At 34.1% G+C, this 17793-nt stretch carries 17 protein-coding genes, 5 tRNA genes and 1 rRNA gene; 1 reads left to right on the top strand and 22 read right to left on the bottom strand.

The genetic code is table 11. The features are described 5' to 3' along the window. Positions 1–8: 8 nt before the first annotated feature. The 19 genes from U5L76_04890 to U5L76_04800 form a co-directional block, all read right to left on the bottom strand. The gene (locus U5L76_04890; GenBank protein MDZ7798909.1) at positions 9–1556 is read right to left on the bottom strand and encodes a hypothetical protein; all 1548 of its coding nucleotides are present in this window, start codon (positions 1554–1556) and stop codon (positions 9–11) included. Further along, entirely contained in the window at positions 1553–2938 is a 1386-nt protein-coding gene (locus U5L76_04885) for an SAM-dependent methyltransferase (GenBank protein ID MDZ7798908.1), read from the bottom strand. Before U5L76_04885 ends, U5L76_04890 begins: the two co-directional genes overlap by 4 nt. After that, the gene (locus U5L76_04880; protein MDZ7798907.1) at positions 2928–3146 is read right to left on the bottom strand and encodes a hypothetical protein; all 219 of its coding nucleotides are present in this window, start codon (positions 3144–3146) and stop codon (positions 2928–2930) included. Before U5L76_04880 ends, U5L76_04885 begins: the two co-directional genes overlap by 11 nt. A gap of 109 nt (positions 3147–3255) precedes the next feature. After that, positions 3256–3344, bottom strand: a tRNA-Leu gene (locus U5L76_04875). A gap of 160 nt (positions 3345–3504) precedes the next feature. Next, positions 3505–3576: transfer RNA gene (locus tag U5L76_04870), tRNA-Gly, on the bottom strand. A gap of 156 nt (positions 3577–3732) precedes the next feature. Further along, positions 3733–3806: transfer RNA gene (locus U5L76_04865), tRNA-Pro, on the bottom strand. Positions 3807–4006: 200 nt separating this feature from the next. Then, positions 4007–4081 (bottom strand) — tRNA-Phe (locus tag U5L76_04860). A gap of 279 nt (positions 4082–4360) precedes the next feature. After that, positions 4361–4437: transfer RNA gene (locus U5L76_04855), tRNA-Ile, on the bottom strand. Between the two features lie 492 nt (positions 4438–4929). Continuing rightward, positions 4930–6506: ribosomal RNA gene (locus U5L76_04850) — 16S ribosomal RNA — on the bottom strand. A gap of 426 nt (positions 6507–6932) precedes the next feature. Further along, the gene (locus U5L76_04845; GenBank protein MDZ7798906.1) at positions 6933–8195 is read right to left on the bottom strand and encodes an MFS transporter; all 1263 of its coding nucleotides are present in this window, start codon (positions 8193–8195) and stop codon (positions 6933–6935) included. Continuing rightward, entirely contained in the window at positions 8192–8839 is a 648-nt protein-coding gene (trmD, locus tag U5L76_04840; GenBank protein MDZ7798905.1) for a tRNA (guanosine(37)-N1)-methyltransferase TrmD, read from the bottom strand. The genes U5L76_04845 and trmD overlap by 4 nt, the downstream gene beginning before the upstream one ends. 94 nt (positions 8840–8933) lie before the next feature. Next, positions 8934–9248 carry a KH domain-containing protein gene (locus tag U5L76_04835; protein ID MDZ7798904.1) on the bottom strand — a complete coding sequence of 105 codons (315 nt, stop codon included), beginning with the start codon at positions 9246–9248 and terminating at the stop codon, positions 8934–8936. A 134-nt stretch (positions 9249–9382) separates the two neighbouring features. Further along, on the bottom strand, positions 9383–9886 hold the full coding sequence (gene rpsP / locus U5L76_04830; protein MDZ7798903.1) for a 30S ribosomal protein S16: 504 nt from the start codon (positions 9884–9886) through the stop codon (positions 9383–9385). Positions 9887–9946: 60 nt separating this feature from the next. Further along, positions 9947–12592 carry a chromosome segregation SMC family protein gene (locus tag U5L76_04825; GenBank protein MDZ7798902.1) on the bottom strand — a complete coding sequence of 882 codons (2646 nt, stop codon included), beginning with the start codon at positions 12590–12592 and terminating at the stop codon, positions 9947–9949. 14 nt (positions 12593–12606) lie between these two features. Further along, positions 12607–13176 (bottom strand): type II secretion system protein, encoded by a 570-nt coding sequence (locus U5L76_04820; GenBank protein MDZ7798901.1) that lies wholly within the window; start codon positions 13174–13176, stop codon positions 12607–12609. 73 nt (positions 13177–13249) lie between these two features. Beyond that, the gene (locus U5L76_04815; GenBank protein ID MDZ7798900.1) at positions 13250–13963 is read right to left on the bottom strand and encodes a class I SAM-dependent methyltransferase; all 714 of its coding nucleotides are present in this window, start codon (positions 13961–13963) and stop codon (positions 13250–13252) included. Between the two features lie 82 nt (positions 13964–14045). Next, complete coding sequence (locus U5L76_04810; protein MDZ7798899.1) at positions 14046–14789, bottom strand: phosphoribosyltransferase; 744 nt, start codon at positions 14787–14789, stop codon at positions 14046–14048. 33 nt (positions 14790–14822) lie between these two features. Then, positions 14823–15521, bottom strand: coding sequence for an orotidine-5'-phosphate decarboxylase (pyrF, locus tag U5L76_04805; protein ID MDZ7798898.1), 699 nt, complete (start codon positions 15519–15521; stop codon positions 14823–14825). A gap of 15 nt (positions 15522–15536) precedes the next feature. Continuing rightward, on the bottom strand, positions 15537–15734 hold the full coding sequence (locus U5L76_04800; protein MDZ7798897.1) for a hypothetical protein: 198 nt from the start codon (positions 15732–15734) through the stop codon (positions 15537–15539). Between the two features lie 125 nt (positions 15735–15859). Between U5L76_04800 and U5L76_04795 the strand changes: the two genes are divergently transcribed. Beyond that, a complete protein-coding gene (locus tag U5L76_04795; GenBank protein ID MDZ7798896.1) occupies positions 15860–16075 on the top strand; it encodes a hypothetical protein in 216 nt (71 codons plus the stop codon). A 51-nt stretch (positions 16076–16126) separates the two neighbouring features. On the opposite strand, the gene U5L76_04790 is transcribed toward U5L76_04795, so the two are convergent. Genes U5L76_04790 through nusB form a run of 3 tightly spaced genes read right to left on the bottom strand, consistent with a single transcriptional unit; the run spans position 16127 to position 17756 of the window. Further along, positions 16127–16618: a DUF456 domain-containing protein gene (locus tag U5L76_04790; protein ID MDZ7798895.1), complete on the bottom strand. Its 492-nt coding sequence runs from the start codon at positions 16616–16618 to the stop codon at positions 16127–16129. 4 nt (positions 16619–16622) lie between these two features. Further along, positions 16623–17315: a ribonuclease III gene (gene rnc, locus U5L76_04785; GenBank protein MDZ7798894.1), complete on the bottom strand. Its 693-nt coding sequence runs from the start codon at positions 17313–17315 to the stop codon at positions 16623–16625. Continuing rightward, complete coding sequence (nusB, locus tag U5L76_04780) at positions 17316–17756, bottom strand: transcription antitermination factor NusB (protein ID MDZ7798893.1); 441 nt, start codon at positions 17754–17756, stop codon at positions 17316–17318. Positions 17757–17793: the final 37 nt, after the last annotated feature.

Genomic DNA, 17793 nt, shown 5'->3' with positions numbered 1-17793 from the left:
CCGCTATTTTACTTTATTCTTTCTGTTATTTCAAAAAAATCATAAGGATGATACCAATCAGTATGGGAGTATAATTTATCAGGTAAATATTCATAATCCGTATTAAAATATTTATTAAAAATATAACGAAAGGTATTAACCGGAGTAATTTCCGGATATAAATCGCTAGTGTCAACATTGGGTAAATAATAAGCATTTAATATACTATTTTTTACTTTAAATTCTTTATTACTAGCTGTTTCCCAACTCATTTTTTTATATGAATCTTCAGGCCACCATCTTTCAGGATAAGGGCCTTCATCAGCTTGTAAAATTATTATTGGCTTTTGACCTTCTTTTGAAAGAGCCTTTTCTATAAATTTCAATATCTGACTATTAGTAAATTTTAATTGTTTAATATAATTTTCTCTTTCAGAATTTTTTGATGATTCATCTTTTGAAACATAATTTCCTTTTTCATCAAAAACATAAGGGTCATGAGGAAGAAGAAAATGAAAAAATGAATAAGTCGGTTGTTTGATATTAGGGATTTTGTTAAGGTTATTAAACTGTTCTAAAGTGTTTTTATAATAAAAATCAAAACGGTTTAAAAAAGGAAATTTGATGCTTAATTTTTTATTTAAGGTAGAAAAAATAGTCATATCATAAAGCTGTCTGGCAAAAAAAATTGGGCCTTTTTTTAGGTTATTTATATTTTTATCAGCTGTTTCATTAATGGCAGTAGCCCCCCACCAGGATCCAGAATGTATATAATAATAATTATTATTTTTCAATCTTTTTGAAACTTCTGATTCACCCCGTAAGCTTAAATAAAGAGGCATCCAATCACTTTTTTCTTTGCTAACTTTCTTAGCCATTTCATTAAGATATTTCATATTTAGAGAAGAGTTAAGAGAATGGGCTGTTTTTAAATAATTTGAATGACTTTTATCGGCTATATAAAAGCCTCTTTTTTCAAGAGTAGTAGTAAAATAATTATTATCAAAATTAAAATAATCTTCTAAAACATCATCTCGCCCATAGCGATCAAAAATTAAATAATAAATATCTGGCAATTCCCTATTATCTATTTCAAACTTTTCAAAATCTTTATTTGATACCAATGCATGCCCTATATTTTGATTCTTTATATTATAAATAAATATATTACTCAGACTAATCAAAAGCAAAATTATTACGGAAAAATTTATTATTTTATTTATTTTAATAAAATCTTTTTTTATACAAAAAATCAAGCCTATTACCAATAACATAAAAAATAGCCATATAATTAAAAAGATGCTTTTATTAAATATATTTTTAAAACCAGTATAATATAAAGGACCATAAGAAAAAGTAAAAAATAATAAAACCGTAACAATTAAACCACTTTTATATATATTTTCAATTATAAAGTTTATAATAAAAAAGAATATTAAAGCTAATATCATAACTACTAATGGTAAAAAAATAATTTCTCTTAAAAAAGTCTCCTGTATATTTCTTTCATATAAGTAAATAACTGGGTAAAAAGAAAACAGAATTGTATGCCAGGGGATTATTTTCTTTAAATTCATATTCTTTTCATTAAATAAAGTATTCTTTCCGATTCTTTCACTTTATCTTTTTGTATAATAGAAAAATATTTTTTAAAAGATTCTTCAAATTTATCTTGATTATATTCAGAAAAAATATCTTTTCTAGTACTTAATAATTTTTTGACTTTTGTGTCTTTTTTCGGCACAAATTCCACAATTAAATTTTTCCCCATAGAACTAAAAAATTGGGCTATCATAATAAAAGGAGTATTGTTAGATATAGCTAAGTGATGAACTAAAGCTAAAGCCATAATTAAATCAGATGGCCCCCTTTCGATCAAAGTTTGTCTTTCTTTGTTTTGCCAGCCGATACTGCTGCTAGGATTAGTTAAATCAATAACTAAGGGCAAAATATTGTTAATATTTTTCTTTTTTATATAATTATAAGCACTTTCAATGGCGGCTGCGTCATTATCAATAGCTATTGTATAGACATTATTTTTCGAAGCCAATAAACTAAAAATACCGTTATTAGCGCCTAAATCCCAGATATTTTTTGGGTTTATTTTTTTAATAAATTCTTTTACAATTTCTTTCTTATGGTCAAAGGCTTTTTTTGTATAATTAGTATTCTTATAATAAGCAGCCCATTCCGTATCTTGATTCTTCCAATTTAACGAAGTAACCGCTGATTCTAAACTCTTTAATAGGTTCATTAATGATTTTTTACTCATTTTCCTCTGCTGATTTTTAATTTCTTTGTCAGCATAATATTTTTGGCCACGAGCATGAAAGTGAATATGACTTAATAGTAAAAATTTAAAGTAACTTTTTTTGGGTAAAATTGAACTAGCCAAATCTAAAGGAATACCATCAATAAATTCCTTGGTTAAAAAATTTAGCCGATGATCTTTTAAAGACATTAAAGAAAGAGGAGCTAGAAAGTGCTGACAAAATTGTCTGTAGGCTATCCAGGGTTTTTCTTCATATTTTTCAAAAGACAGAATATCAATAAAAATGGGCCTCCCTTGATAAAACTGGATATTGTAAGCGCTAGCATCCTTTAAAGAAAAACCCTGCTTTAAAGCTTTTTTTTGTATTTTTAAGGTTAATAAAGCGGCTTCTTTTAATTGGCTAAAGCACCATTCATAAGGATAGGAAATAAAGGGAACTTTGTTTACTTTAAGAATTTTATAAACTGGTGATTTTTCAGCTACTGGTCCATCAACTTCTTGAAAATTTATTAATAAATTTTCTTTTATTAACTCTTCATATAACCCCGATTCTTTGATAGAGTCATAAATATTTTTATATGACTGATTTACTTGACGATAAACTTTTTTATCCTCAAAAAAAACAAAACCACTAGGGTCACGAAATGAACTAGTGGCTATTTTTATTTTATTTTCCTTATTTATCATTTTTATCCTTCCGAGAAAAAACTTTAGTAAAAAATCTTTTTATCTGACGAAAAAATATTTTTATAGCAAAAGCGCCACCGGCCAAAATAGCAATTACTATCTGAATTACATAACTACCAGAGCCAGCGTCTAAATAAGCTAAACTAACTTTGGGTAGAATAAGAAAAAAAAGGCTAGAAAATAAAATACCTTTTATTATTTTTTTCATTTTTATATTTTATTTTTTAAAATTATTTGATGCCGGTAATCTTACTGGGCCAAGACTACGTAGAACAAGTTAGCCGTTTACCCTCCGAAGTTCTAGAGGAGCGAAGAAATGGTGCCGGGAGTGGGACTCGAACCCACAAGGTGTATGAGCACCACTGGATTTTAAGTCCAGCGCGTATACCAATTCCGCCATCCCGGCTTTAATTTTTAATATACTTTATTAAAGTTAGTATTTAATAGCCTACTTCTAAATAAAATTTGGAGCGGGCGACCGGAGTCTCCGTCAGAGACAAATGCACCTTGGGCGCAGAACCTTTTCTTAATATCTACAAATTTATTTATTGGCTTCTTAACGAATAAGCGGGCGACCGGAATCGAACCGGCGTTTCTACCTTGGAAGGGTAGCATAATAGCCACTATACGACGCCCGCTTACTCGTTAAGAAATATTTAGTAGTATAATAATCCACTATACTATACCCGCTTGGTCGTGGCCGTCTCCCTTTGGGAGACAACCTTTTCTCTCTAAGTCGGGAATGTGAGACTCAAACTCGCGATTTCCTGCTCCCCGCCCGACTGCCTTAGCTATCGGGGTAGTCGGACTTGAACCGACGATCTCCTGCTCCCAAAGCAGGCGCGATAGCCAACTTCGCTATACCCCGTCAGTCAAGGCAGGCGGGCCAAAGCAAGCGCTCTAGCCGACTGAGCTACATCCGGGACTAAACTAACCTCAGCCAAAGTCGCAGAACTGGTGACGCAAGGCCTCGCACTATTCGTTTTCACTCAAGGGCGGGGTAAAATTTTCAGTCCTTCGCTCCACCCGCCAAGCAACGCTTAAACAATTAACAATATAATCTGCCTCTGGTGCCTGGGACCAGAATCGAACTGGTGACGCAAGGATTTTCAGTCCTTCGCTCTACCACTGAGCTACCCAGGCCCCAGAGACAGACTCTATCTTTATATTTTAATATACTTTATATTTGCTCGGCATTGCGGGCAGGTCTACCACTGCTTACCCCGTGGAATGACGGGGAGCTATCTCGGCTTTTTTAGGTCTCGGCAACTGGGAAAATAAATATGTAATGTCCTTTGCGATATTTTTAAAATATTGGTGAGCCAGGTTACTCGGAAACGACTTGGTGGCACGGTCTCCCTTCTGGAGACGACCTCCTCATTATCTACCCGCCGTACTAAGTATTTTTTAATTATCAACTGATGGTGGGCGGCGAAGGACTCGAACCTTCGACCTCCTCATTATCAGTGAGACGCTCTAACCAGCTGAGCTAGCCGCCCACCATCAAAGGAAAATAATGCTATGTAATTATATAAATAAGAACAAGAATTTATAAGGTTTCGTACTTTGGCAGGCGGGTCAGTGAGACGCTCTAACCAGCTTAGCTAGCCGCCCAAAATTTTATTATATTATTATTTACTTTTAAAAAGATATTTGGTTTTACAAGAGCTGAGTCCCGACCCTATGGGTCGAGGATCCGCGTTCTGTCGCCAAGCGACGGAACGGGACTAGCCGCCCAAAATTTTATTATATTATTATTTACTTTTAAAAAATTTTTGATTGTTAATAAGTGTTGAGTTACGATATTTGACTTTGTCAAAACATCGGAAATAGCCGTCTATTTTTAGCTAATAATATAATATAATTTACCAAAAAAGACCGGATTTTTCAAGTCCGGCCGTGATTTTATACCTTTAACAACTAAAAAGTGACAGAATATAATGGGTCCGACTTAATTTTGGGTTTTTAAGCCCAATAATTTTACTCCCTAGAAAGGAGGTGATCTACGCACAGCTTCCGCTACGCGTGCCTTGTTACGACTTCGCCCCTATCACCGATCCTACCTTCGTTCCCCCACCTAAAATTTTAAAAACTATTAAAATCTTAGGTGGGGGAGCTTTGGGTATTACCGGCTCTCTTGGCGTGACGGGCGGTGTGTACAAAACCCGAGAACGTATTCACCGCGACGAGGCTGATTCGCGGTTACTAGCGATTCCAACTTCATGAGGGCGAGTTGCAGCCCTCAATCCGAACTGAGACCAGGTTTGAATGGGATTAGCTCCGCCTTTCGGCTTGGCAAGCCCATTGTTACTGGCCATTGTAGCATGTGTGTGGCCCAGGGCGTCAGAGGACCATGCTGATTTGACGTCGTCCCCTTCTTCCTCTGCCTTGAAGACAGCGGTTTCAGATGAACATTTTAACATCTGATGGGGGTTGCGCTCGTTAAAGGACTTAACCCGACATCTCACGACACGAGCTGACGACAACCATGCAGTACCTGTCTAGCACCCTCGAAGGCTTTCTCCCTTTCAGGAGACGTGCAGCTAGATTTCAAGCCCTGGTAAGGTTCCTCGCTTATTGTCGAATTGAACCACATGCTCCACCGCTTGTGCGGGTTCCCGTCAATTCCTTTGAGTTTTAGCCTTGCGGCCGTACTCCCCAGGTGGAATGCTTAACGTGTTAACTTGAACAACACTGGGAGGGTCGATACTCCCAATGCTTAGCATTCATCATTAACAGCGTGGACTACTGGGGTATCTAATCCCATTCGCTACCCACGCTTTCGCTCATATAGCGTCAGGCGTATACTAGCAAGCTGCCTTCGCCTTTGGTGTTCTAGCCGATATTAACGCATTTTACTACTACACCGGCCATTCCGCTTGCCTTTTCTAGCCTCTAGCTTTAAAGTTTCTTTAGCAGGCTTAATGTTAAGCATTAAGATTTAACTAAAGACTTTTAAAGCCGCCTGTGAGCTCTTTACACCCAATAAATCCGGATAACGCTTGAGGCCTTCGTATTACCGCTGCTGCTGGCACGAAGTTAGCAGCCTCTTATTCCTTAGGTACCATCACCGTAGTTTTTCCCTAAGAAAAGATCTTTACACCCCGAAGGGCTTCTTCAATCACGCGACGTCGCTCCTTCAGGCTTTCGCCCATTGAGGAAGATTCTTGACTGCAGCCTCCCGTAGGAGTCTGGGCAGTGTCTCAGTCCCAGTGAGACGGGTCATGCTCTCACACCCGCTACTCGTCATAGCCTTGGTAAGCCATTACCTTACCAACAAGCTGATGAGCCATAGGCCCCTCTCCTTCCAAATATCTAAAAGATATTTTTTACTTGCTTTTCTTTAGAAAAGCAAGACCATCAAATATTAGCTCGTCTTTCGACAAGTTATGTTTGAGAAGGGGGCAGGTTACCAATGTGTTACTCTCCCGTTTGCCACTCCCCCCACCTTTGACGAGAAATAAATAAATTATTTCTTAAATTGCATCAAAGGTGGGGGGCGTTCGACTTGCATGCCTTAGACACGCCGCCAGCGTTCATCCTGAGCCAGGATCGAACTCTCATAATTGGATTGAGGATTTTAAAATAAATCCTCGAAAAAAATATTTTTTTGTTGGCAAGTGGTGGAAATTGAAAGGCTAAAACAAGATGCATCAAAAAAAATCTATATTTAAGATTATATTTGATCCTAATCTTATCCTCTTAATTTCCACCACTTACTTTTCCTAAAAAGGAATTTCAAAAAACCCATTTTTCTGTCACATTTTAGTTGTCAAAGTTCTTTTTTTCCTTTTAAAATTTGAAGAAAAAACAGAGAGCTCCAAATACAACTTAGAGATCACTGTTTTTTCTCCTATTTGTTTAAATGTACTTGGTTAAATTTGATGAATTTTTTGTTCCTTTTTATTTAATTTTAGTCTAATTTCGACCTATTTAAACTAGTGTATATATAATAAACTAGTCAGGATATCTTGTCAAGTGCTTTTTATAGACCTTAGACTTTTACTAGGCTTCTTTTATAAAAAAAGCGGCTGATAAGGCCAAAAACAGTGACTACCACCCCCATAACACCGATAATTTCAGTCGGTACAAAAATATTAGCTAAATATCCGACAATTAGAATCAAAGGTAAACTGACAATATTAACAAAGGCCATTAAGTTGCCAAAAATACGCCCACGGTTTTCATCAGCTGAAGTTTCATGAATTAATGTTTGAGCAGTTATGACAATAAAAACATCGGCCATACCTGAAGCAAATGCCATTAAAGAGGTAGCCATTTTTAGCCAAACTTTTCCCCAAGGCAAAACTACATAATAAAAAGGAATGGCTAGTAAAACAAAACCATCAACAATTAATGACCAGTAAATTATTTTACGTTTGGGAAGATATTTTTTTACTTTATTAATCAAAATAGCCCCAATAAAGGCCCCTAAACCAACCGGGATTAATAAGTAATAGCTCATTTCATCAGTGCTATATTTAAAAAATCGATCAGCTAAAGCTGGCAATAAAGCGATCACTCCTCTTTCAGCCGCTAGAACAATAGTCATTTGTAGAATAGAATAAAGTACTGGTTTATTATTTTTAATAGCTTTCCAACCCACTAATATGTCATGAAATAATTTTTTAAGAGCATTACTGTATTCAATAGTTTTTTCTCCTATTTTTAAGTGATGTTTTAAATTTGGCAGAAAAATATTAGCGATCATAGCTATCGAATACATTATTAATAAAATTATAAATACAGGCCGATCATTTAAATAAAAAAGTAGGGGGCCAGCCAGGGAATATCCGATTAAAAAGGCTGTATAGGTGGTAAACATAAACATGGAATTAGCCAGAAAAAGCTGTTTGCGGCTAACCAGATTAGGAATGCTAGCGCTTTGGGCTGGTCCAAAGAATTGCGATATAGTACTGACAAAAAAAGCTAAAACCATAAGAATATATGGATTTTCATTAACAAAAAGAAAAATTACTAAAATACTCATCCTTAAAATATTCGAAGTAGTTAGTATTTTTTTTCTATTGTTATTATCAGCAAAAGCACCAGCAATAATAGAGAATAAAACCGGCGGAATACTCATTAAAGCTACATAGACACTAACTATAAAATTATTGCCGGTTAATTGGTATATTCTTATAGCTAACAAAAAAGTCAGCATATTAGTAGCTGACATAGAAAAAATTTGAGAAACCCAAAGTTTCAAAAAATTTCTGTTTTTTAATATATTAGAAAAACTAGTTGGTATTTTCATTTTTTTGTTCTTGAGTTATTCTGGCGCCATATTCTAATTTTTTTATGATCCCCACTAAGTAGAATTTTCGGTACTTTTAAGCCTTTGTATTCAGCCGGTCGAGTGTATTGGGGATATTCTAAGTAATCTTTTTTCTGGGCAAAACTTTCTTCAATTACTGACTCTTTATCCCCCAAAACACCGGGAATTAATCTGGCTACTGATTCAACAATAACCATGGAAGGAATTTCTCCACCCATGGTTATATAATTTCCAATAGAAAGTTCTCCATCAACAAATTCTTTTATTCTCTCATCAAAGCCTTCATAACGGCCACAAATTAGTATTAATTGGTCTAATTGACTGTATTTAAAAGCTGTTTTTTGCTTATAATTTCTGCCTTTAGGAGTTAGTATTATTGTCTTACTCTCTTTTAATCTTTTAATAGATTTTAAACATTTATAAATCGGCTCAACCATTAAAACCATACCCGGGCCTCCACCGTAAGGCTTATCATCTACAGTATTATGTTTATCCCGAGAAAAATCTCTGATATTATGTATATTCAGAGATATTTTATCATTTTTAATAGCCTTAGCTATAAGACTTTCTTTTAAAAATGATTTAAAAAGACCCGGAAAAATTGTTAGAATATCAAAACGCATATTTATTTAATACAGAAAAAAAATAAGTATAAAAAACAAAAACCGCAATCATATTTTAACATGAATCACGGTTTTTGTCTTTTTATTTGTAACTTTACAGTTTTAAGTCATCAACAGCTGAAGTGTCAGCTGAAGATCGGCGAGAGCTTTTACGATTGCCTTCGGGTTCATGAATTTTTAGATTGACCCGAGCTTGATTTTTAGCTCCCACTACACGCAAAAGTGTTCGGATAGATTTGGCAGTTTGGCCCTGACGACCAATAACCTGACCTAAATCTTCCTGATTAACGTGCAGGGTGATTAAAACACCCATTTCGTCGACAGTTCTCTCGGTTTTAACATCTTTAGGGTTATCAACGAGAGCCTTGACGACGTATTCAACAAATTCTTGATCTTTTTCTTGTGCCATGATTCTTTTTCATTCCTTTTTGGTTATGCCAGTACTGTCGACCTTTCTTCATTTTTGAATAAATCCAGTCCTGGACCTGTTAAACTATATCTTTAATGTAAATAATACTATTTTTTCTGTCAAGCCTGAAAATTTTATCTATCTTTTTTTTCTTCTTGGCCTGATTTATCTTCTTTATTCTTTTCTTTGTTGCCTTCTTTTTCTTCTGGTTTTTTTTCTTTCTTTTTTTCTTCCTCTTTTGCTTCCTTTGATTTTTCTTTTTCTTTATCTTCTTGCTCAGTTTTTTCTTTATTATCAGGACTAGAGGATTTCGCTTTATCATCTTTATCAGGTGTTGCTTTAGCAGAATCAGATTCAGATTTTATTTCTTTTTTCTTTCGAGTTCCCTTGACTCTTTTTTTTCCTTTAATAACTCCTTCTTTAATCAAAAGATTATTGACACTGTCTGAAAGAGTGGCTCCTTTATCTATCCAATATTTGATTCTTTCTTCCTTAAGCTTTATTTCTTTAGAATGAGGATTATAAAAACCTAAAGCTTCCAGATAATCGGCTTGAGTATCTTTAGTTTTTTCTGAAATAATAAACCGAAAAATCGGCTGTTTTTTCTTGCCTCGACGTGATAAACGAATAACTAACATTCTATAAAATTAATTAATTATTTAAATAGATATTAACTGAAATATTTAATCTTGTCAAGTCTACTGACGATTGCCGTGTTGTTTTATTACTTCTTCTGCTTCATCCATTTTAACTGAAATAACTTTAGAAATACTATCCTCACCCATAGTTACTCCATATAAGATTTGTGCTTTTTCCATAGTAGTGCGGTTATGGGTTATAACAATAAACTGACTTTTTTGACTTAATTCTTCTAATATACTGGAAAATTTTAGGGAATTAGCTTCATCTAAAGCAGCGTCTACTTCGTCTAAAACTACAAAAGGAGAGGGATTATTAGCTAAAATAGCACAGACCAAAGCTATAGAGGAAAGAGCTCTTTCCCCTCCGGAAAGCATATTTATATTTTTTAATTTTTTCCCGGGCGGAGTAGCTTTTATTTCAACACCGGCAATAAATTTTTTAGTAGTTTTATTTTCTTCTGCCTCTTCTTTTTCTTCTTCATTCTCCTCGTCATTTTTTTCTGTTTTTTCTTCTTCGCGAACTAATTTTAGTCTGGCCTGGCCACCATTAAATAACATTTTAAAATATTTAGAAAATTGCTTGTCTATTTTCTTAAATGATTTATTAAATTTAGTCTCAATTGTTTTATCTAGATTCTCAATAACTTTTTCCAAATCTCTAATACTTTTATTTAAGTCCTCTGATTGTTCCGAAAGAAAATCATGCCTTTCTTTGGTTTCTTCATACTCTTTTCTAGTATTTTCATCAATACCACCGATTAAGTCAATCTTGTGTTTTAATTTTAGTATTTCATTTGAAACCTCTTCTTTATTTAAAGGCTCAGGCCTCTCTTCTTTTTCTTTAAATATTTCTGACCAAAATTTTTCTGGCATTTCCTCTTTAACCTCATGCTCTAAATCTTCTTTTTTTGTTTCCAGTTTAGCCAGTTTAACTTTTATATTATTAATTTTATTATTAATCAGATTAAGTTTATCTTGGGTCTGACGAAATTGTTTTTGAATAGAAAAAAGACTCTCTTTTTTGACTTGTTCTTCTTCATTAAAGCTTTCTATTCTATTTTGTGTTTCTTCTAATTCCTTTTCTGTCTTTTCTATCTTGTTTTCTAGTTCCTCTTTTTGTTTTTTTAGCTTACTTTCAACTTCCTGTTTTGAACCAGTAGACGCTCTTTCTATTTGCCGTTTTATCTGTTCTAATTCTTGTTCAATATTATTTTTATTTTCCAAAAAATACTCAAGTCTTTCTGTTTTTAAGCTAAGATCCGTTTTTACTTCATTTATGGTGTTAACTGAGTAGTCTCGTTTTTCAATAATTTCTTTTAAATTTTTCTGCAGAGAAAAAATTTCTTTGGGTGAAGTTGAAGCTGAAGATTTTACCTTATCTAAGAAAACAGCTAACCTATCTTTAATCTTATTAGCTTCTTTTTTTATAAGTTTTATTTCATTCACTTCTTTTACCTGTGATATTTTTTCGATAAACTCATCTTGAAGGGTATAAAGCTGGCCTACTTCTTTTTTTATTTCCTCGAATTCTAAAGGTTCTTTTGTTTCTAATTTTTGCCGGGTTATTTCCAGCTGGTTTTCAATTTTTTCGTATTCATCTAATATATCTTTTTGTTTTTCAGTTTTGTCTGATAATTCTTTTTCTTTATTATTTATTTCATTTTTTAAATTTTCTGTGCTTTTATTAATTTCTTGAAGTTTGTGTTCTAAGCTCTTTTTTTTGTTATTAATATAAGTTAAATCACTCTGGCCATTAGCTACCTGGTCTGCTTGCATTCGACCCTCTAATACTACCTTCTCCTGCAAAAGACTGTTTTTTATGTCTAAAAATTCCTGATGTTTCTTTTGTAACTGACTAAATATTTCGCCACGAGAACTTTCTTTTTCCATATCTTCCAGGTTTTTTTGAAGATTATCAATTTCTTTTTGAATCATATTTCTTTTTTCTTCGAATTTCTTAAACTCCTGAAATGAATCTTGATGTTTTTGATAAATATCCTGATAAATGTAAGAATAATAGTGAGTTTGCTTTTCTCTCAATTTTTTTTCCACTTCTTCCCGTCTTTCCCAGCGCTTAACCTGGCGAGTAAGTGAGCGCAAACGAGGAGCAATTTCCTGCAAAAGAACTTCAACTTGCCCTAAATTTTCCTTGGTTCTCTCCAGTTTTAAAACAGACTGGTCCCTTTTCATTTGGTATTGCCTGACCCCGGCGGCTTCATCAAAAAGTTCCTTGCGTTCTTTAGGCGAAGCCATAATAAAAGAGTCAATCATGCCCTGGGCAATCACTGAATAAGTGCGCTGGCCAAAATTTGAACGGGCCAAGAGCATTTGTATATCCTGCAGGCGGACTGAATTTTTATTAATAAAATATACCCCCTCGCCATTGCGATAAACCCGACGAGTAATAACTACTTCGGAATAATCAATGGGCATGGCTCCGTCCTGATTATCGATATACAAAGAAACTTCAGCACTGCCTAGCTGAGTTTTCTTATCTGAACCGGCAAAAATAATATCTTCTGACTTTTTACTGCGCAAAGCTTTCATACTCTGCTCACCCATCACCCAGCGCACCGCGTCAGCCACGTTTGATTTGCCAGAACCATTGGGTCCAACCACACAGGTAATACCAGGGTTGAATTCTAAGGTTGATTTGCGGGCAAATGACTTAAAGCCCTGAATTTCTATTTTTTTTAAATACATATTAACTTAAAATCTTACCACTCGCAGTCTGACCCATGAGTGCAATTAGATAAAGTATGTGGGGCACTTGAAGTGCCGACATTAGCTTCTCCGTCTATCCAATACCATTGACCCTCGCCGCTTTCCAGTTGAGTATATAATATAAAATTATTACAATCTTCACTATCAGAATCACCATTAGTGTCATAACAGTAATAAGCGGCTCCCGTACTATTATCACTTGACTCTGGTGGCAAAAGAGGAATAGCTAAATATTCAGAAATTATTTCACCGTTTTCTACAAAAATACTATCATTTGTGTCAGAATCAAAGTTACTGCCATCAAAATTAAATTTATTCCCTTTATCATTAATACAAACATTAGTACTGTCATCAGTACCTGAAGGCAAAGGAGGGTACTTCATAGTTTCATTATTTATATACATCATTAAAGCATTTCTGTATTGGGTTAAATCATTCTTTCTTTTAGCATCCCGAGCCTTTTCCCGAGCTCCGTTTAAAGCTACCAGTCCAATTGAAGAAAGAACACCAATAATGGCAATAACTACTAAAAGTTCTATTAAAGTAAATCCTTTTTTATTCATTTAATATAAAAAAATGGCTTAAATCCACCTTTATTATACATATTTTTAGACCTGATGTAAATAATAAATTAAATTATTTTTTCTGAACAAGAAAATAGACGGTATTATTTAATAATCCTTTAAAAAAATTACAGGGTAAATATTTTTTCTTAGTTATTTTAAAATATTTTTTTAATAAATTCTCGAATTTTCGATGATTAAAGCCAATATGGGAAAAATAATATTCAATTCCCGGCGATATTTCGATTTTTTTTCTTTTAATAATCAAACCCAATATTGATTTAATAAAATTTATAAAATTTAACCCTTCATATTTTTTATTTTTTAAAAAACGATATAAATTTTTAAAAAGAGCCGGCAGACCGGTTTCTATGGGAACTGAAATAATTACCTGACCCTTTTCTTTTAGTAATAAAATAATATTATTAAAAAGTATGTCTAAATCTTTTTTATCCAGATGTTCAGCCGTTTCTAAACAAGTTATTTTATCATATTTTTTTTCTTTTAAATCATTTAAATCTGAATAAATTTTAACTGGCGTGCTAACTAATTTTTTTTCTGCTTGCTGATACATGCCTGGATAAGGTTCATAGCCAAAATAGTAATTATCAGGATAGTTTTTATATGATAAATACAAAAAATGACCATCACCACAGCCATAATCCAGAATATTTTTTCTTTTATTTAAATTCAATAATTTTAAAGCATAATCAAAACGCTGGCGATGTAAATGCCTTTTTATGGGATTGGGATCATTATAAGTGTAACTATTATAATCTTGGCTCATAAAGACTTCTTTTATATTAGTTTACAATTTATTGACTTTTTTCACAATAAAAAAACCCCTCGTGATTGAGGGGTTATAAGAATCAAAAAAGAGCTTGATCCAGTTGGGAGATACACCAAGTAGCAAAATCGGTATTCCCCTCGGCTTTCTCTTCTAAGAATTCCCGCCACTTGCCGACCTCCTTATTAATAGGAATTCTTTTCTGACAAAGAGAGCACTGATTATCTTTCTCCGCTAAATACATATGTATTTTGGATTGAATAAGAGAATGAAGTTGAGGCACTCCAAGATCTTCAGCGGTAATATTACCGCGGTTCCAAAGCAGACTAACACCTAAAACTTCTCCTCCTAGTTTTCTAACCGCTTCCACTACTCTCTTGGCTGAACCACCAGAAGAAGCAATATCTTCAACCACTAACACTCTTTTATCCGGAATAAATTTATCAAAGCCACGTTTGAAAACAAAGACATCCCCTTCTTTTTCCGCATAAACTGGAATTACCGGCCCTACTTTCGCTATAGTTTCATTAGGCCGATACCAATAAGCTGTAAGAAGAGCCAAAGAAACAGCGCCTATGGCCGGAGAAGCTATAACTTCTACATCTTCCCCCCACCAATAATCAGCAATGGCTTTGCATAATTTCATCAAAGCATGGGGATTGGTAAATAAAGCGTCTTTATTGACATACTCTGAAGAATGAAACCAGGCTAATTTATCAGGTTTTTCTGGATGGGGTTTACGGGTTAATACTACATGAGTATTATTTATCAGTGCTTGGCATTCCTGAAAAATTTTCAAGACTTCTTTTGAAGATAAATCTGACATATCTTTTCACCTCTTTTTAGCTTTCAGCATAACTTACAGGGCTTCTTTAATTTCTCGGTTAATTCTTTCAGCCGCTTCAACCGGATCATCGGCGGTAGTTATTGGCCGGCCAATAACTAGATAGTCAGCTCCGGTTTTAATAGCTTCACCAGGCGTCATTTTTCTTTTTTGATCATCTGACTGGCCATACCCTTTTGGCCGGATACCAGGAACTACTTTCATCAAGTCATCAAACTCATCATCATATTTTCCGAGAAAAAGCAATTCTTTTGCCGAACAGACTATTCCACTACAGCCGGCTGATTTAGACCAGCGAGCAAACTGAATAACTTTTTCCATGGCTGGCAGACCATAAGTTAAATTACAGTCCTGATTGGAAAGCGAGGTAAGAATGGTAACGCCTAAAATGCGAACGGTGGGCGCCCGTTCAACTGCTTTTTCCATCATCTTTATCCCACCTGAAGCATGAACTGTCAGCCAGTTTACTCCCATTTCTTCAAAATTAGCCGCTCTGTTACCCACTGTATTCGGAATATCGTGAAGTTTAGGATCAGCCATAATAATACAATCAGGAGCATTTTCCCGAACAAAGCCTATTACTTTTTTTGCCTCCTTATCCAGAGCATCGTTAAACTTAAAGCCATAGACAACGCTTTTTAATTTCTCAACGAGATCCATTATTTCATCCCTGTTCTTGTTATCTAAAGCCAAAATAATTCTTCCTTCATTCATTTTCATTTTTCCTTTCTACCGAATAATATAATGAGTGTAGTCATCTTTATCCGATTTTTTGAATTTACCTTTTAACTGCCAAGTCCAAATCTTTCTAGACAACCTCCTTTTAAGCCAGCGAAACCAGTATTTAACTGTCTCTTTAAAAACTAACCAACGAGCCCAGATTAGAATTTTCCAAATACTAACCCTTTCTTTGAATTTAGATTTCATGATTTTCACCTCTTTTTTATGTAATGTACAAAGTGTGTAATCTTATCAGGAAATAACAAACTTGACAAATAATATTTAAAAAACTAATATACCTTGTTGTTCTTTTTTTAAAATGGAGGTAATTAATGAATATTAACCGTGCTGAAGAAGTTTACCATCAACTTCGTTGCCTGGCTGAAAACCGACCTGATATTCCTATGGTTGAATGTGAGCAAATACTAAGAAAAAGGGGGTATTCCGATAAGGAAATTTTGGCTGGCTGTTTAATTCTTTTTAATAATTTTGGCCAGAGAATAGAGAAGCTCCTCAAAGAAAAAATTAATAAAATATTAATAACCTAAACACCCCCTTTTTTATTAAAATGGGGGTTTCTTTTTGGTAAAAATTATAAACTATTGAATAAGTTTATAAATAAACATGCCAATCATAGAAACCCCGACGGCTAATTTAATAATAGTGCCAGCCACATAACAAATAATAGTATATTTTTTGGTTTTAATAGCAAAGGTTATATCTTGGCCAGAAAGTACTTCAGCGATTAAAGCCCCGACTAAGGCTCCTAGAAGCAAGCCTAAAACTAGATTAAAAAAGGAACCAATAATACCCCCTAAAATCGCGCCGAAAACAGCCCAAAAACTAAAGCGCCATTTTTTCAGGCCCCAAAACTCGGTCATATAATCCATTAATATCACTGCCAAAAGCATAATAGTGATAATAAGAATAAATTTTTCGTCTACTTTAGCAAAATGAGTAGCAACAGCGTATAAAAAAATACCGAGCCAGATAAAAGGAATACTCGGTAAAAAGGGAAAAATTATACTGATCAGACCGGCCAGCATAATAGCCAAACAAATAATAGTTACTATGATCAGGCCATAGTCCATATCCTTATTGCCATCCTTTTTTAATTAAAGCTTTTTCAGCGGCTTTCATCTGGCCCTCCTGTTTCGAGCTGCCCACTCCTTCAGCTACTAATTCCTTACCAAAAAACACGCCAATATTAAATTTTCGGCTATGATCCGGACCCCATTCCTTTAAAACTTTATATTCCGGGGTCACTCCCACCTTATCCTGAACAATTTCTTGTAATCGGCTCTTAGCATCAATATATAATCTTTCCTTTAAGATATTAGGAAATTCTTGTAATAAATTTTCGGTAATAAATTTATTAGCCTTTTTAAACCCCTGATCGAGATAAATAGCTCCGACCATTGATTCAAAAGTATTGGCTAAAATACTCTGACGGGCTTTTTGATTTTTGTCTTTGGCTTCACCCTTACTTAAATAAAGATATTTTTCCAGATCAAGCTCCCGAGCTCTCTGGGCCAGCATTTTGGTATTAACTAAACTAGCTCTAAAGTTGGTTAAATCTCCCTCAGGATTGGGATAATTTTTAAATAAAAAAACAGTGACCACTAATTCAATAACCGCATCACCTAAAAATTCCAGACGTTCATTATGAGGTAGAGGAAAGTCTGGATTTTCATTAAGATAAGAGCGGTGAACAAGAGCCTGTTTAAGAAGCTCTTTATTTTTAAATCTATAATCTATTTTTTTTTCAAGCTTGGCAAAATTTCTCATCTATTTTTTATTTTTACTGTCTTGGCTTTTATTCATATCTCTAAAAACAGCCCCTAAAACCCCATTAACAAACTTGCCTGAGGATTGGCCACCAAAACCCTTGGCCAGTTCAATAGCTTCATTTATAGCCACTTTAGGCGGAATTTCAGGATTGTATTTAAGTTCATAAATACCCATACGCAAGACATTCCGGTCAACTATGGTTATTTGGTCTATAGGCCAGTCCGGAGCGTATTTTTCAATAATCTTATCAATCTCCTCTGATTTTTTGATTACTTCCCTAACTATTGACTGAGAAAAACCTTTATCATTAAAATCAGGCGCAAATTCATGGGCATTTGTTTTTAAATTTTTCAGTAAATTTTTCTCATCTTTTTCATTAAAATCCCATTCATATAAAGTCTGTAAGGCAATAGTTCTGGATAAGTGTCGATTGGACATAAATAAATATTATTTAGTACTTAAAGAATACAATATT

The organism is Patescibacteria group bacterium, from assembly GCA_034520665.1.
Lineage (GTDB): Bacteria > Patescibacteriota > Patescibacteriia > JAXHNJ01 > JAXHNJ01 > JAXHNJ01.
This window is presented reverse-complemented; position numbering and strand designations above follow the sequence as displayed.

Coding starts and splice junctions, on each gene's coding strand:
- U5L76_04890 (MDZ7798909.1), bottom strand. CDS start 1,556: ATGAATTTAAAGAAAATAATCCCCTGGCATACAATTCTGTTTTCTTTT.
- U5L76_04885 (MDZ7798908.1), bottom strand. CDS start 2,938: ATGATAAATAAGGAAAATAAAATAAAAATAGCCACTAGTTCATTTCGT.
- U5L76_04880 (MDZ7798907.1), bottom strand. CDS start 3,146: ATGAAAAAAATAATAAAAGGTATTTTATTTTCTAGCCTTTTTTTTCTT.
- U5L76_04845 (MDZ7798906.1), bottom strand. CDS start 8,195: ATGAAAATACCAACTAGTTTTTCTAATATATTAAAAAACAGAAATTTT.
- trmD (MDZ7798905.1), bottom strand. CDS start 8,839: ATGCGTTTTGATATTCTAACAATTTTTCCGGGTCTTTTTAAATCATTT.
- U5L76_04835 (MDZ7798904.1), bottom strand. CDS start 9,248: ATGGCACAAGAAAAAGATCAAGAATTTGTTGAATACGTCGTCAAGGCT.
- rpsP (MDZ7798903.1), bottom strand. CDS start 9,886: ATGTTAGTTATTCGTTTATCACGTCGAGGCAAGAAAAAACAGCCGATT.
- U5L76_04825 (MDZ7798902.1), bottom strand. CDS start 12,592: ATGTATTTAAAAAAAATAGAAATTCAGGGCTTTAAGTCATTTGCCCGC.
- U5L76_04820 (MDZ7798901.1), bottom strand. CDS start 13,176: ATGAATAAAAAAGGATTTACTTTAATAGAACTTTTAGTAGTTATTGCC.
- U5L76_04815 (MDZ7798900.1), bottom strand. CDS start 13,963: ATGAGCCAAGATTATAATAGTTACACTTATAATGATCCCAATCCCATA.
- U5L76_04810 (MDZ7798899.1), bottom strand. CDS start 14,789: ATGTCAGATTTATCTTCAAAAGAAGTCTTGAAAATTTTTCAGGAATGC.
- pyrF (MDZ7798898.1), bottom strand. CDS start 15,521: ATGAATGAAGGAAGAATTATTTTGGCTTTAGATAACAAGAACAGGGAT.
- U5L76_04800 (MDZ7798897.1), bottom strand. CDS start 15,734: ATGAAATCTAAATTCAAAGAAAGGGTTAGTATTTGGAAAATTCTAATC.
- U5L76_04795 (MDZ7798896.1), top strand. CDS start 15,860: ATGAATATTAACCGTGCTGAAGAAGTTTACCATCAACTTCGTTGCCTG.
- U5L76_04790 (MDZ7798895.1), bottom strand. CDS start 16,618: ATGGACTATGGCCTGATCATAGTAACTATTATTTGTTTGGCTATTATG.
- rnc (MDZ7798894.1), bottom strand. CDS start 17,315: ATGAGAAATTTTGCCAAGCTTGAAAAAAAAATAGATTATAGATTTAAA.
- nusB (MDZ7798893.1), bottom strand. CDS start 17,756: ATGTCCAATCGACACTTATCCAGAACTATTGCCTTACAGACTTTATAT.